The sequence below is a fragment of the Gemmatimonadota bacterium genome, assembly GCA_039715185.1.
Taxonomy (GTDB): domain Bacteria; phylum Gemmatimonadota; class Gemmatimonadetes; order Longimicrobiales; family RSA9; genus DATHRK01.
The window spans coordinates 1-14,703 of sequence record JBDLIA010000014.1 but is presented as its reverse complement, the minus strand read 5'-3'; the positions used below and the strand labels follow the sequence as shown (position 1 = coordinate 14,703).

Here is a 14,703-nt window from a genome sequence, read left to right as displayed (position 1 = left end):
ACAGCGCGCCGACGGTAGCTGAAACCGCACCTGTTTTCTCGCAATGTGCAATCGCCTCGCACATTGCCGGCGCACATTTCTTCAGCTGTCCATGCCGTAGCGATTGAGCTTCCGATAGAGCGTCGAGGGATCGATACCGAGCACTTCCGCGGCCTTGGCCTTGTTGCCGTCTTCGGCCTGCAGCACCCAGAGGATATAGGCCTTTTCTATCGTTTCCAGGGTCGGGTTGGCAGCCGGCTTCTCGGAGACAATAGGTGCCGCCGGGGGCGTCTGGATACGATCGGGCAGCGCGCCGGCATCGATCGCATCGCCCCTGGTCAGGACGAAGGCGCGCTCCAGGGCGTTTTCCAGTTCTCGCACGTTGCCCGGCCAGTCGTAGGCCGCCAGCAAATCCAGACCGCGCTCGGTCACGCGGGCGGGCGCCGTTTCGGCCCCCTCGCCCATCTCCTTCAGGAAGTGCTCCACGAGCAACGGGATATCGTCGCGTCGATCGCGCAGGGACGGGAGGTGCATGGAGATCACGTTCAGACGGTAGTAGAGGTCGCTGCGGAACCCGCCCGAGCGGATTTCCTGCTCCAGATCGCGGTTCGTGGCGGCGATGATGCGGACGTCGATGTCCAGCGGCGCCGTCGCGCCCACGGGTACCACCTCACGTTCCTGGAGCGCGCGCAGGAGCTTCACCTGAAGCTGCGGCGACATCTCACCGATCTCGTCCAGGAAGAAGGTGCCCCCTTTGGCTGCAACCAGCAGTCCGTCCTTGTCCCGCACCGCCCCGGTGAAAGACCCCTTCACGTGCCCGAAGAGCTCCGACTCCAGGAGATTCTCCGGCAGCGCCGCGCAGTTCACGGACACGAAGGGCCCCTCGGCGCGATCCGACAGAGCGTGCACGTACCGAGCGATGATTTCCTTCCCCGTTCCGCTCTCCCCGGTGATCAACACGGTCGAGTCGGTGGGCGCCACCGTTTCGGAGAGCTTCAACACCTCGGCGAACGTCCGGTTCTTGCCCACGGGACGCTCGGCCGCCCTGCCGTCGCGACGCCGGATTTCCTTCTTGAGGGCGGTGTTCTCGCGCTTCAGCTCCCGGGTCTCGACGGCGCGCCTGCAGAGCGCCACCAGCTCGTCGTTGCTGAACGGCTTTTGCAGGTAGTAGAAGGCCCCCTGGTTGACCGCTTGGACGGCCGATTGCAGGGACGCCTGGGCGGTCATCAGGACCACCGGCATCTCAGCGTCGCGGTTCCGAACGTCGTCCAGCAGTTCGAGCCCCGACTTGCCCGGCATGCGTATGTCGCTGAGCACGAGGTCCGGAGTCAGGTCATCCAGCAGCTCCAGGGCGGCGCCGGCGGTCGACGCGGTATGCACCTCGAAGCCCTCTCCCTTGAGCAGTATCTGCAGCGTGTTCAGGATCGACGATTCGTCGTCGACGACCAGAATCTTCGGCTTCACGCTTCGCTCCCGTCCGTAGTCGGCAGGAAGACGGAGAACTCCGCCCCACCCAGTTCGCTTCGTCCCACCAGAATCATCCCGTCGTGCGCTTCCACCGCGCGATACACGACGGCCAGGCCCAGTCCCGAACCACCCTCACGCCTCGTGTAGAAGGGGTCGAACACCCTGTGCAGCTCGTCGTGCGAGATGCCGGGCCCGGAGTCCTCGACGGTGACACGCACCGCCTCTTCCAACTCGAAGCCCGGCGGTATCTCGGCGGACTCGGCGCGCCGCGCGGCGATGCGGACGCGCCCGCCGGATCCGGCGTACTGGAAAGCGTTCAGGATCAGGTTGAATACGGCGCGGTGCAGGAGGTCGACGTCGCCGAGCACCGGCAGCGGCTGGTCGGAGCCGCGCAGTTCGTGCTCGACCGATTCGGACGCGGGGTGGCTGCGACTCAACTCGATCGCCTCTGCGCACAGGCGCCCCATTTCCACCTCCACGCGCTCGCGGACCTCGACGCGACTGTATTCGATGAACTGCGAAAGCAGGCGACTCAGCCGATCGGACTCGTCCAGGACGAGGGTTCGCAAGGTCCCGCGGTCGGCGGCCGCGAGGCCGTCGCCCGTCAGCTGTTCCACCGCGCTTCGGATGGACGCCAGCGGATTCTTGATCTCGTGGGCCATCGACGCCGACAGCGCCGCGACCGCGCCCAGGCGCTCCGCGCGCACGTGAAGCTCTTCGGCCCGCTTGCCGTCGCTGATGTCCTGCAGCACGGCGGTGATCCAGGGCTCGCCATCCCGCTCCACAGTAGTCGTGCGCACGCCGAGCCAGGTGCCTCGCCGGGACCGCGCCTCGAACCAGCGCACCGGAGCGCCCCGCTTGGTCGAGCGACGCAGGGCACCGCCGAGCCCGTCGACGCGAGCGTCGAGCAGATCGATGACCGGCTCGTTCAGCCATTCCGCCGCCCTGATGTCCAGCATGGCTTCGGCGGCGGGGTTGGCGTATGCGAGTCGTCCGTGCCCGTCCAGCGTGAACACGCCGGTGTCGACCTCGCCCATGATCTCATCGGTCTCCAGTCGCAACTGGCGCAGCTCCGACTGGACCATCGACAGCGTGCGTCCTGTCCGCCGCAGTCGGTCTCCGAGAAAGCCCGTCGCCAGGGCCATCACCGCGAAGAGCGCTATTTGGAGCAACGCTCCCGCCGGCGGGGCGGCCGTGTACCACCACAGGATGTCGGTGAAATACAACAAGCTCGCCAGCGCTCCGATCAGGATGCCGCCCGGGATGGGCAGCAGCACCGAACCGGTGGCGATCACCAGGATGAACAGGGGCGCGAAGCTGCTGTCCGGACCGCCGGTGATGTGCACGATGCCGGCGACCATGAAGACGTCGAAGAGCACCTGCCCGTAGAGAAAGTTCCTGCCCAGCGGAGCGGCACGAACCAGGGCGTGCCAGACGCCGGCGCCGGTGACCGCGGCGGCCATGAGAAAGAGCAGCGTCGCGACCAGCGTATCCGCGGGGGCGGCGTTCTGCCAGACGATCAGGATCGCCAGGAAGATTCCAGCCGCCACCCCGATTCGAGCCAGGAAGACCCAGCGCAAGAGCGCGTACGGATTGATCAAATGCCGTTCTGTGCAGTGGGAGACGGGTCGAACATCGGCGAAGCGCTTGCAATCTGCAATATTCGCGCCTGGCACATCGCCTCGATCCTGGCGATCAGAACTGGTCGCAGGCGATCACCCCGTCGGCGGAGGGCGCGATTCCGGCGGTGGTCGAGATGGGGGCCGCGTCGCCGTAGTAGACCACGCACTCGTGGTCCGGAAGGCCGGGGTGGGTAGCGCGCCCGCTCCACCCCGTGGTGGACGCCTCGAGGACAGCGACGGAGATGCCGTCGGACGTGCCGAAGTCGGCCAGATCCGCGACGTTCGCCGCGTACGTGAACGCGTTGTCCGGATCCTCGTGGTGGATATCCTGGGCGATGGATAGGTTGCGCAGATCCGCCATCATGGCGGTGATCTGCGCCCGCGCCCGGGTCCCGGTGAACTTGGGAATGGCCAGCGCCGCCAGGATTCCCAGGATCACGACGACGATGAGTAGCTCTATGAGCGTGAAGCCCCTGCGTCCGAGCACGTACATTCTCCCCCCTCAGTCTCGGTTCCAGCGACTGCGATTCCGGGGGAGAGCCGCGGCGCCGGTCATGCAAGGCGCGTACCCGGCCACCGAACCTGCGAAACTATGAACGCCGCCGGGCCGGCGCGAGGAAGACGTCGCGGCCGGCGACGTGGCCGGACTCCCGTGGATCGCGCCCCGTGAGCGGAGTGCGTCGCGCCCTCCACGCCCTGCTCGCGGAGGCCGAAGCCCGCATCGACGGGTTCCGGGGGGCGGTCCGCCGCGCCGGCGGACGAGCGTCCGAGCTGGACATTCACTTGTACGGCGGTCACGGTAACGAGCGGCGGACGGTGCTGAGGGGGCGCGTCCTCGAGGCGCGACCGCTGCGGCCCGCCGGTCCCGACGACTCGGCGCTGCGCAACCTGGCGCGAGCCATCGCTCGTCTGGACAGCACGGAGGTAGGAGGGGCGCGGATCCGGCTCGTCTCCGGCGGCGCAAGCGCGGAGGTGGAGAGCGACGATGAGGGCTACTTCGAAGCCACCCTGACCACGCCCACCGGAAGCGGCCTTTGGCGCCGGGTGGAGGCATCCGTCCTGGCCGCTCCCGCTCCTTTTCGCGCGGGCGCGCGGGCGTCTGGACAGTATCAGGTGCCCGCGCCCGGCGTCGCCGCCGGGATCATCAGCGACCTGGACGACACGGTGCTGCGCACGGAGGCGACGAGCCTTCTGCGCATGGCGCGCCATACCTTTTTCGGCAACGCCCACACGCGCCAGGCGTTCCCCGGAGTCGGCGCCCTCTACCGCGGCCTCCGGGGCGACGCGGAGTCGCTTTCGCGACCGTTCTTCTACGTGTCCAGCAGCCCCTGGAACCTGTTCGATCTGCTCGTCAGATTCCTGGAGCTGAACCACATCCCGCGCGGCACCCTGCTGCTGAAGGACTACGGCCTCACCAGCGACCACCTCATCGCGGCCGATCACACGAAGCACAAGCTCGCCCACGTTCTGGCCATCCTGGACGCCCACCCCGGCCTGCGTTTCGTGCTCATGGGGGACAGCGGGCAGCACGACGCGGACGTGTACGCGGCTGCGGTCCGTGAGCGTCCCGGAAGAGTCCGGGCCGTGTGCATCCGCCGTGTCGCACGCCAGCGTGACGGGCTGGATCGAAGCCTGGCCGACATCGCGGCCGGCGGCGCGGCGGCGGTCGCGGGCGCCGATACACTGGCTCTGGCGCGCGGCCTCGCCGAGGCCGAGCTGATCTCCGCGGGCGTTGTGGAGGCGGTTGAGCGCGAGATGAAACGCGATCTGGACGACATCGGTCCTTCAAGTTAGCTTTTGAGGCTCTATGCGAGCCCCGCGTGTAGCGCGGTGGCCACGATCGCGTTCGCGCGCGCAATCCCGAATGGTGGAAGCATGGTAGAAGTCATCCTCAGTGAGAACGATCGCCTCGATTGGGCGCTCAAGCAGTTCCGGCGCAAGGTGATTCGCTCGGGCCTCTTCAAGGAGCTGAAGAAGCGTCGTTTCTACGAGAAGCCCAGCGAGGCGCGCAAGCGCAAGGCGGCCGCGGCTCGCAGGCGTAACGCCAGAGCCCGCCGACGGGCCCGCAGGACCTGAAACGGGGGCCCCGCTTAGAGCGGGCCCTGCAGACGCGGCGCGCCGCAGTCTTCGCGGCTCCGCGCTTCCCGGCACGACGTTATCGATAGAATCGGAGCAACGTGATATGAGCACGGCCACGGCCCCCCGCTCGTCCTCTCTCGCATCCCCCAATGAGCGCCCGCCGTTCAAGGTCCGCGACCTGGGCCTCGCCGAGCGCGGGAGGGCGGAGATCAGGCTCGCCGAGCACGAGATGCCTGGTCTCATGGCCCTGCGGGCGGAGCTGGCGGCGGATCGGCCCCTGGCCGGCGCCAAGATCATGGGGTCGCTGCACATGACGGTGCAGACCGCCGTGCTCATCGAGACGCTCCGACAACTCGGCGCGGACGTGCGCTGGGTCACCTGCAACATCTTCTCGACCCAGGATCACGCCGCGGCGGCGGTAGTCGTGGGGCCGAACGGTTCGGAGGCGGACCCGCGTGGCGTCCCCGTCTACGCGTGGAAGGGAGAAACCCTCGAGGAGTATTGGTGGGCCACTTCCGAGGCGCTTCTCTGGCCCGACGGGACCCCGCCCAACCTGCTGCTGGACGACGGCGGCGACGCGACGCTCCTGGTGCACAAGGGCGTCGAGTTCGAGCGCGCCGGCCGCGTACCCGATTTCGATCCCGACAACGAGCCCGAGGAGTGGGGGGTCATCCTGGACCTCCTGCGCGCCGAGCTGGCGCGCGACCCGGAGCGCTGGCAGCGCACGGCGGAAGCCCTCGCAGGCGTCAGCGAGGAAACCACCACCGGCGTGCACCGCCTCTACGAGATGGAGCGCGACGGGATCCTCTTGTTTCCGGCGATCAACGTCAACGACGCCGTTACCAAATCGAAGTTCGACAACATCTACGGCTGCCGGCACTCGGTAATCGACGGACTGAACCGGGCCACCGACGTCATGCTCGCGGGAAAGACCGCGGTGGTCTGCGGATACGGTGAGGTGGGCAAGGGCTGTGCTCAGGCCCTAAAGGGGCAAGGCTGCAAGGTAGTGGTGACCGAGATCGATCCGATTTGCGCGCTTCAGGCCGCCATGGAGGGCTTCGACGTCAAGCGCGTCGAGGACGTCGTGGAAACCGCCGACGTCTTCATCACGGCCACCGGGAACAAGGACGTGATCACGGTCGATCACATGGCGCGCATGAAGGACAAGGCCATCGTCGGTAACATCGGCCACTTCGACAACGAGATCGACATGGCCGGTCTGAAGAAATCGACCGAGCGCCGCCCGATCAAGCCCCAGTACGACGAGTTCGTCTTCCCCGACGGCCATGGGGTTCTGGTGCTTTCGGAGGGGCGCCTGCTGAACCTGGGCAACGCCACGGGTCACCCCAGCTTCGTCATGTCCGCGAGCTTCACCAATCAGGTGATGGCCCAGATCGAGCTACACCGGAACGCGGATACCTACGAGCGGAAGGTGTACGTGCTGCCCAAGGACCTGGACGAGCGGGTCGCGCGGCTGCACCTGGACCACCTGGACGTGCGCTTGACGGAGATGACCGAGGCGCAGTCGGAGTACATCGGGATTCCGAAGGAAGGGCCGTTCAAGCCGGATCACTACCGGTATTAGGCAGAGCCGGGCGAAGGCCTCAGGTACCGGCCTTCGAGAGGGTGACGAGCCGGCCGGGGTCCACGTCCCCCACGAGCGCCTGCTCGAGCGAGGGTTCCGACCACGTCACCAGCGACGGAGCCCCCTCAAGGCCGGTCTGGACCGAGGCGCTCCGCGCCGCCGTCCCCGCCCGCGGAATCAGGTAGTGGCTGACTTCACGTCCCTGCACGCGGTACAACACCATGGCCCCGCGCCGGCCCTCGACCAGGCAGATCTCCACGCCCTCGATCACCACGTCCGGCCCGGACAGGGGGCCGACGCCGATCCCCAACTCTTCGCGTAGGAAAGCGGCGACGCGCCCGGGATCGGCGGTGTCCAGCGCCCGCCCGGTGACCGCACGCCGGATGTAGTCCTCGACGAAGCCCTCTCCCCCCGGGCCCGGTCCGGCGGCGGGCATCCGCAGCGCGAGACCGGCCATCAACACTCCGAACAGGACCGCCGCCGTCAGCCCCGCGCCCCGCAGGCGGGAGCCGCGCGCGTCGCGCGTCATTCGGGCCCGTTCCCAGGCAAGCGCGTCGAAGACTCGTTCGCGAACCGCCCTGGGAGCCTTTTGCGTGCGCGCACGATCGTAGAGCTCGAGGAGCGCTCGCTCCTGGGTGAAATACGCCTGACAAGCAGCACACGAACGCACGTGGCGCTCGGCCGCGGCAACGCCGTCTCCGTGGAGGCGGGGGCGTTCCGGCGGCCACAGGCCCTGGCGGGCCTGTGCGCATTCCGTAGCGAGTTCGGGCTTCATCTTGCGATCGTTACTCCGGCGTGTGCCCTGCTTTGCGAGCGCGCGGTCCGACGCGCCCGACCAATCCGCTCAGCAGATCCTCCCGGCCCGCCAGCAGTTCGCGCAGCGCATCCACTTCAATACTGAGAACGTCGGCGGCGTCGGCGTGGTTCCAGCGTCGCAGCGTGACCAACCAGAGCGCGGCTCTGGCAGCCGGGCGCACACGCGCCGCCGCCGCGTTCAGGTCGGCCGCGCCCAAGGCCCGGAATGCTTCGGGGTCGTTGGCACCCCACCGCGCCCCGGGGCGCTGCCCCGCAGACGCCGGCGGCTCCCGCCGAGAATGGGGCTCGGCCGTCGAGCGGGCGTAGGTCCGGGCCAGGGCGGCCTCCAGCCAGCGCGTAGCGGCGCTCGACTCGACCGGGGCCGAGAACCTGCCCGCACGCGCATCCGTCACCGTTTCCACGACGAGGTCCGAAGCCGCCGCTTCGTTCCCCGCCGCCAAGAACAGCGCGCCGCCGTAAAGGCGATTCAATTCGCCGGAAACCAGTTCTTCGAAGGTCACGCTTTTCTACTCGTCCCTGAGACTGGGAGTTTGTCGAGGCCCACGCCCATGGAAACCCCATCGGACGCAGGATGGTTCGCCTCCCCGACGGGCGCGCGAACGCGCCGCGTCGCGTCCTTGTCCGCCTCCCGCACTAGAGACACTTTTCGTCATGGCCGACCGGCATTCTTCCAGCTCTTCGGACGCCCCTGGCGAATTCGTGGCCGTCGAGCGGCGCCGACCGCCTGGCAGGCTCGCCGACGACGACCGGCTGGCGGCGCTGCGCTCCAGCGGAGCGCTGGACGCCGTCGTCGACACGCGCTTCCGGCGCCTTTCCAGTTTCGCGGCCTCACTCCTCGACGCCCCGATCGCCTACGTGAGCCTGGTCGACGAGGAGAGCAGATTCTTCAGGGGCGCCCGGGGCCTGGCCGCGAGCGTCCGCCAGCGCGGCGCGCTGCCGATCTCCGAGACGCTCTGCGACCACGTGGCCAAGGCTGGCGAGACGCTGGCCATAGAGGACACGTCTACGCACCCGGTGACGCTCGCGCACCCGTCGCTCATGTCGGACGAGGTGAGCGCCTACCTGGGCGTTCCGATCGTGGAGCACGAGAGCGGCGAGGTGCTCGGCACGCTGTGCGTGATGGACCGGCGCAGCCGCCCCTGGAGTGACGCGCAGATTGCCGTACTCGAAGAAATAGCCGCCGCGGCCGCGAGCGAGATTCGTATCAGGGCGGCGGCCTCCCAGCTCGAGGAGTTGCACCGGGAGCAGCGGTTCCTGGCCGAGGTGGGAGGCGCGGCGGCGTCCTCGCTGGATCTGGCGGAACTCGCGGCGCGGGTGGTCGGGCTCGCCGTGGACCAGCTGGCCGACTGCGCCGCCCTCAAGCTCGCGGCCGGGGGCGTGACCACCTTGATGGCGGAACCGTCGGAACGGCTCGACCTGCTGCGCGCGCTGCTCGACGAAGCCACACCCGACGCGCTCCATGGCGGAGCCTCTCTCGTGATCGGCGAGTCGGGTCGAAGCGCCCGCATGGGCGAGTTCGCGCGCGAGCTCGGGATTCACAGCGCCCTGGTGGTCCCGGTGGCGTTCGCCGGAAAAACGGCCGGCGCGCTGTTGCTGGGCGCGTCGGACCCCGCGCGTTTCTACACGGAGGTGGACGCCCACCTCGCCGACGAGGTGGCGCGGCTCGTGGGTCTGGCCACGGAGAACGCGCGGCTCTTCGCGAGCGCGCAGGCAGCCGTCAGGGCACGCGACGACATGTTGTCGGTCGTGTCGCACGACCTGCGCAACCCGCTCGGCGTAATCAACATGGCGGTGCAGCTACTCCAGGGCGGCCTGGGCCGAACCTCCGAGGAGGACCTGGACAAGTACCTGGGCATGATTCGCCGGGCTGCCGACTCGGCCGTGGTGCTCGTGGCCGACCTGCTCGAAGTGGCCCGCCTGGAGGCGGGTCAGTACGAGTTGGTTCGGGGGCCGCTGGACGTCACCGGCCTGATCGGCGAGGTGCGCGACGCCCAGAGGCCGCTGGCCGGGGAGCGGGACGTGAAGCTGACCTTGGCCGTCACCGGCGACCCTCCGCAGCTTCAGGCAGACCGGGAGCGGCTCCTTCGGGTGTTCGGGAATCTGGTCGGAAACGCGCTGAAGTTCACCCCTCCCGGCGGGCGGATCACGCTGGGCGCCGCGGAGGAAGATGGCGGCGTTCGCTTCTTCGTGGCGGATACCGGGAGCGGGATCGCGACCGAACATCTGGACCGGCTCTTCACTCGCTTCTGGCAAGCCGATGCAGCCGATGAGAGGGGCGCCGGCCTGGGCCTGTCCATCGTGAAGGCCATCGTGGCCGCTCACGCCGGCCGCGTGTGGGCCGAGAGCAACGTGGGCGAGGGCACGACAATTCACTTCTGGTTGCCCGCGCGGAGCCAGGAGGCGGGGGGCGACGCCGCGGACGTCTAGCCAAGCGCTAGCGCGCCGCGTGGCGGGCCCGTATTCGGCGGGCGACGGCACCATCTACCGATGCCCGGAAAAAATTGAACGACATCGGCCCCGGAGGGGCGACCCGGACCGCGTCGCCGGCCTCGGGCGAATCGCCGCCCATGCCCCGCCGCACAGGCCCATCCGTCGGTCCGCACTGCGTAGGCGGCTACTTCCGTATCTCGGGTACGCGCGTTGCCCCTTCTCGGGGCGCATGGCACGCTTCGCCTCGCTGGACCCGGATACTCGACGCAAGCTCGAGATCGCGCTCGCCGTCTCTACCCAACGCGCCGAGGACGTCCACGTGCGTCAAGCGCTGGAGTTGCTGACGCACGCGCACGGACGGGTCCCTTTCGAACGCTCCCTGGCGATCCACGAACGCATCCACGGACTTCCCGCTGAGGCCGCCCGGGCGTTGCGAAAGCGGGTCCTGGCGGCCCTCGGCCAGGCCGACCTGCGGCCGGACGACTCGGCCGAGACCGGTCGCCGTAATGGACCTCTGGCGCGCATCCGACGCAGACTAAGGGGCAGGCGAGACGCCGAGCTGCGTCGCTGGGTGGAGTTTCACAAGGGGCGCACGGACCGTGACCTGGTCGAGGTACACGTGGACGCCATCGCGCGCGTGCTGCGGGCCGTCGCCGGCGGATCCTCGGTCGCCGACGCGGTGGATTGGTACGCCGAGGGACGGGGGTTGAGCGGGGCGATGCGGGACAACGTCTACCTGGCTGCGCTGGCCCGGCTGGACGACTCGGCGCGCGCGGGCGACGAAATCGACTTTGGGCCCTCCGAGTCCCCTCGGAAGAGGAAGGCCGGCGGCGGCAGCGCCGCCGCGAAGACGGAGGTCGAGCCGCGCTTCAAGGCCGTCGGCGACTGAGGACGGGGATCAGATCCGAGGCGGCGCCAGCTTCTCCCTGATCAGCCGGGCCAGCAGCAAGCGCTGACTCGTTCCCAGCGTCTCCATGCTCTCGCGGAACCGCTCGATCCGCTCCCTTTCCTGCAGATAGAACGACAGGTCGGGCTGTACGCGATTGGCCTCGCTGCACAGCGCGCGCAGGCGGAGGAGCGCCCGGGGATCGCCGAAACCGGAGTCCCGAACATCCCTCAATTCCCCGATGATACGCCGCAGCTCTGCCCTCCAGACGTCCGCGTCGCGTTCCATCTTCAGGTACATTTCCGCGTCACCGACCAGCAGCATTTCCAGAGCGGCCGCTTCCTCCTCCGTCAGATCTGCGCCGTGCTCGAGCTTGAGCGCGATGCGCAGGAAATCCTCCGCCAGCAGGGCCAGGAAGCTCTCGCGCGACACCTCGGTCAGCGTGTGGAGGCGCTCACCCAATCCCTCGCAGTAACCAACGCTGTCCGCGCTCAGACAGCGGCTGGCGGCCTCGATGGTCTCGTCCAGGGTGCGAGTCAGGGCGGCCACGTTGAGCATTCCGATCCTCCGTGATGTCCATAGCAGAGCGAGACGGTGTTGGGAGAATACGCCGAATGTCGGCCCCCGACCCGATTCGTGGCAAGAGAGCTGTGCAAGCGCCGACGCTCGAGACGTCCCCCCTTCCGCGCGGCTCGGTCTCGTCAATCGCTGACTCGACGCGCTCGCGCCAACCGGACATGGAGGATAGGACGATGAACCCGACCACACACTCGCGGCGTCTGCCGGCGGCGGCGCTCGCCGCGGCCCTCGCTGTCGGCACGTCGCCGGCTGCCGGCGCTGCATACTCGCAAGCACCGGGCGCGCAGGCGCCGACCACCCATCGGTCCACGGCCGCCGACCGCGACGCAGTGGCGATCACGGTCTACAACCAGAACTTCGGCCTGGTACGCGAGGTCCGCACAGTGGACATGGGTCGCGGACGGATCCAGCTGGAGTTCGCCGGCGTACCGTCCGCCGTGCAGACGGAGACGGTGCGCGTCCGACCCCTGGGCGGCGGTACCTTCCGGGTGCTCGAGCAGAACTACCTGTACGACCTCCTCAGCCCGCAGAAGCTGCTGGAGAAGTACGTCGGCCGTACGGTCACGGTGTACCGGTGGAACCGCGAGACCGAGCGCGAGGACGCGCTGGCGGCGGAGGTGCTGTCCGTCAACGGTGGCACCGTCCTGCGCATCGGTGACGAGATCACCTTCAACGCGCCCGGGCGCATCGCGTTTCCCGAAGTGCCCCGCGACCTGATCGCGAAACCCACTCTGCTGTGGCTGCTGGAGGGAGGCGCCGAGCGCCAACGGATAGAGGCGACCTACCTGACCCGCGGTCTCAACTGGAAGGCGGACTACGTGATGGTCGTCGACGAGGACGACGCCGGCGGGGACCTGAACGGCTGGGTGACCCTGACCAACGGCAGCGGCGCGACCTTCGAGAACGCGGAGCTCAAGCTGGTGGCCGGCGACGTGCAGCGGGTGGGAGAGCGTCGTTTTGAGCTGGACGGAATCCTGGCGCAAGCGCGCTCCGAGGTGGCCGACGCGACGTTTTCCGAACAGTCCTTCTTCGAGTATCACCTCTACACGCTGGGTCGCCCCACGACGCTCAAGAACAACGAGCAGAAGCAGGTCGCGCTGCTCGACGCCACGGGCTTCGCCCTGCGCAAACGACTGGTCTTCTACGGCGCCGCCCACTACTACCGCGGCTCCGTGGGCGAGGTGGTGTCGAATCAGAAGCTGGACGTCTTCCTGGAGTTCAAGAACTCCGCCCGCAATCGGCTCGGCATGCCGCTCCCGGCCGGCGTGGTCCGCGTCTACAAGGAGGACGGAAGCGGCGCCCAGCAGTTCATCGGCGAGGACCGCATCGACCACACACCGCGCGACGAGCTGGTGCGCATTCGCATGGGCGACGCGTTCGATGTGCGCGGGGACCGACGCCAGATGGACTATACCGTGATCAGCCACTGTGTCTCGGAGAGCACCTGGCGCATCGAGCTCCGCAACCACAAGGACAGCGCCGAGGAGATTCGGGTAGTCGAACCGGTCGGCGGCGATTGGGATATCCTGTCCTCCAGCCACGAGCCGGAGCGGCTGGACGCGCACACGTTCCGTTTCCACGTCGACGTGGCGCCTCGGGGAACCGAGATCGTGGAGTACCGGGTGCGCGTACGCTGGTGCTGATCGTCCCAGCGCCGGGCGCTCCGGGCGGCACCCGGGGCACCCCAAGAACGCGCCTGGGGTCGCGCGGGTCGGGTGCCCGCGCCGGCCCCACCCTCGCGTCCCTCCGCCGAGCGCCATAGACTGCGGCGCTGGTGCGCGTTCGGTTGGCGCAAAGCGGAGGTCGGAGGCGCGATGAAACCCACGGATGTATCGAACCCAGACTACTACCACCGGGTGGTCGACTGTCAGTGGGGATGCCCGGCGCACACCGATGTGCCGGAGTACATCCGCCTGATCGCCCAGGGGCGATACACCGAGTCCTACCTGGTCAACCGCGCCTCCAACGTCTTCCCCGGTATTCTGGGCCGCACCTGCGATCGACCGTGCGAGCCGGCCTGCCGCAGGACGCGCATCGACGGAGAGCCGGTCGCGATCTGCCGGTTGAAGAGGGTCGCCGCGGACCTGCGCGACGACATCTCCGAGCACCTGCCCCAGGCGCCCACCGTGCCCAACGGCAAGCGCGTGGCGCTGGTCGGCGCGGGGCCCGCCTCGCTCACCGTGTGCAACGACCTGATCCCGCTGGGCTACGAGTGCGTGATCTTCGAGAGATTGGACCGGCCCGGCGGCCTGATGCGGACCAACATTCCGGCTTTCCGGCTACCACCCGAAGTGCTGGACGAGGAAATCGACATGGTCCTCGACGCCGGCGTGGAGGTGCGCTACAGCACGCCCGTCGACAGCATGAGCTGGCTGCTGGACCAGGATTTCGACGCGGTGTTCGTCGGCTCCGGGGCCCCCAAGGGCAAGGAGCTCAGCCTGCCCGGGCGCCAGGAGGGGGCGGCCAACATCTACATCGGCATCGAGTGGCTGGAAGCGGTGCATTTCGAGCACGTGACGGAGATCGGCGAGCGCGTCCTGGTCATCGGCGTCGGCAACACCGCCATGGACTGCTGCCGGACATCGAAGCGGCTGGGCGGCACCGACATAAGGGTGATGGCGCGCAAATCACGGGAGTACTTCAAGGCCTCGTCATGGGAGCTGGAGGACGCCGAAGAGGAACTCGTCGAGATCATGGAGAACCACTCGCCCAAGCGGTTTCTCATCGAGGACGGTCGCCTGGTCGGAATGGAGTTCGAGATCGTGAGCTGGAGCCCCGGGGAGAACGGGCGCCTCGTAGCCACCGTGCACGATACGGTCACGATCCCGTGCGACGACGTGATTCTGGCCATCGGGCAGGAGACCGCCTTCCCCTGGATCGAGCGCGACATCGGCATCGAGTTCAACGACTGGGACATGCCGGAGGTCGATCGCACCACGTTCCAATGCACGCGCGAGGGGGTCTTCTTCGGCGGGGACGCCGCCTGGGGGCCGGAGAACATCATCTGGGCGGTCGAGCACGGGCACCAGGCCGCCATTTCCATCCACAACCTCTGCGGCGGCGTCTCCCTGACCGAGCGGCCTCCGCAAGGGATGAACCTCACCAGCGCCAAGCTGGGCATGTATGCCTGGCAGTACAGCAACGACTACAGCCCCGAGGAACGGGCGCGCATGGTCCACGTGGACCTCACCGAGCGATTCCGTGAGTTGGCGGTGGAGGTGGAGCTCGGCTTCGACCCCGCGCAAGCGGCGGCCGAGGTC

Annotated in this window: 13 protein-coding genes; 7 read left to right on the top strand and 6 right to left on the bottom strand. The window is 68.3% G+C overall.

The genetic code is table 11. The annotated features are described in order from the left end of the window. Window positions 1–81: 81 nt before the first annotated feature. The 3 genes from ABFS34_04305 to ABFS34_04295 form a co-directional block, all read right to left on the bottom strand. Complete coding sequence (locus ABFS34_04305) at window positions 82–1,443, bottom strand: sigma-54 dependent transcriptional regulator (GenBank protein ID MEN8374648.1); 1,362 nt, start codon at window positions 1,441–1,443, stop codon at window positions 82–84. Beyond that, window positions 1,440–3,047, bottom strand: coding sequence for an ATP-binding protein (locus ABFS34_04300; GenBank protein ID MEN8374647.1), 1,608 nt, complete (start codon window positions 3,045–3,047; stop codon window positions 1,440–1,442). Before ABFS34_04300 ends, ABFS34_04305 begins: the two co-directional genes overlap by 4 nt. Before the next feature lie 94 nt (window positions 3,048–3,141). Beyond that, on the bottom strand, window positions 3,142–3,555 hold the full coding sequence (locus ABFS34_04295; GenBank protein ID MEN8374646.1) for a prepilin-type N-terminal cleavage/methylation domain-containing protein: 414 nt from the start codon (window positions 3,553–3,555) through the stop codon (window positions 3,142–3,144). A 179-nt stretch (window positions 3,556–3,734) separates the two neighbouring features. Here ABFS34_04295 and ABFS34_04290 point away from each other — a divergent pair, with 179 nt between their 5' ends. From ABFS34_04290 to ahcY, 3 genes are all read left to right on the top strand, one after another. Beyond that, window positions 3,735–4,862, top strand: a complete 1,128-nt coding sequence (locus tag ABFS34_04290; GenBank protein MEN8374645.1) for a phosphatase domain-containing protein — start codon at window positions 3,735–3,737, stop codon at window positions 4,860–4,862. 81 nt (window positions 4,863–4,943) lie between these two features. After that, window positions 4,944–5,144: a 30S ribosomal protein S21 gene (gene rpsU / locus ABFS34_04285; protein MEN8374644.1), complete on the top strand. Its 201-nt coding sequence runs from the start codon at window positions 4,944–4,946 to the stop codon at window positions 5,142–5,144. A 106-nt stretch (window positions 5,145–5,250) separates the two neighbouring features. Then, the gene (ahcY, locus tag ABFS34_04280; GenBank protein MEN8374643.1) at window positions 5,251–6,732 is read left to right on the top strand and encodes an adenosylhomocysteinase; all 1,482 of its coding nucleotides are present in this window, start codon (window positions 5,251–5,253) and stop codon (window positions 6,730–6,732) included. 19 nt (window positions 6,733–6,751) lie between these two features. On the opposite strand, the gene ABFS34_04275 is transcribed toward ahcY, so the two are convergent. Both ABFS34_04275 and ABFS34_04270 read right to left on the bottom strand, forming a co-directional pair. Next, complete coding sequence (locus tag ABFS34_04275) at window positions 6,752–7,261, bottom strand: hypothetical protein (protein MEN8374642.1); 510 nt, start codon at window positions 7,259–7,261, stop codon at window positions 6,752–6,754. A 256-nt stretch (window positions 7,262–7,517) separates the two neighbouring features. Continuing rightward, window positions 7,518–8,048 carry a hypothetical protein gene (locus tag ABFS34_04270; GenBank protein ID MEN8374641.1) on the bottom strand — a complete coding sequence of 177 codons (531 nt, stop codon included), beginning with the start codon at window positions 8,046–8,048 and terminating at the stop codon, window positions 7,518–7,520. Window positions 8,049–8,199: 151 nt separating this feature from the next. Between ABFS34_04270 and ABFS34_04265 the strand changes: the two genes are divergently transcribed. Continuing rightward, on the top strand, window positions 8,200–9,975 hold the full coding sequence (locus ABFS34_04265) for an ATP-binding protein (GenBank protein ID MEN8374640.1): 1,776 nt from the start codon (window positions 8,200–8,202) through the stop codon (window positions 9,973–9,975). A gap of 232 nt (window positions 9,976–10,207) precedes the next feature. After that, on the top strand, window positions 10,208–10,867 hold the full coding sequence (locus ABFS34_04260; protein ID MEN8374639.1) for a hypothetical protein: 660 nt from the start codon (window positions 10,208–10,210) through the stop codon (window positions 10,865–10,867). A 9-nt stretch (window positions 10,868–10,876) separates the two neighbouring features. On the opposite strand, the gene ABFS34_04255 is transcribed toward ABFS34_04260, so the two are convergent. Continuing rightward, entirely contained in the window at window positions 10,877–11,422 is a 546-nt protein-coding gene (locus ABFS34_04255; protein MEN8374638.1) for a hypothetical protein, read from the bottom strand. 194 nt (window positions 11,423–11,616) lie between these two features. Here ABFS34_04255 and ABFS34_04250 point away from each other — a divergent pair, with 194 nt between their 5' ends. Then, entirely contained in the window at window positions 11,617–13,086 is a 1,470-nt protein-coding gene (locus ABFS34_04250; GenBank protein ID MEN8374637.1) for a DUF4139 domain-containing protein, read from the top strand. A gap of 171 nt (window positions 13,087–13,257) precedes the next feature. Further along, window positions 13,258–14,703, top strand: a 1,446-nt coding sequence (locus tag ABFS34_04245; protein ID MEN8374636.1) for an FAD-dependent oxidoreductase, incomplete at its 3' end; no start/stop codon positions are given.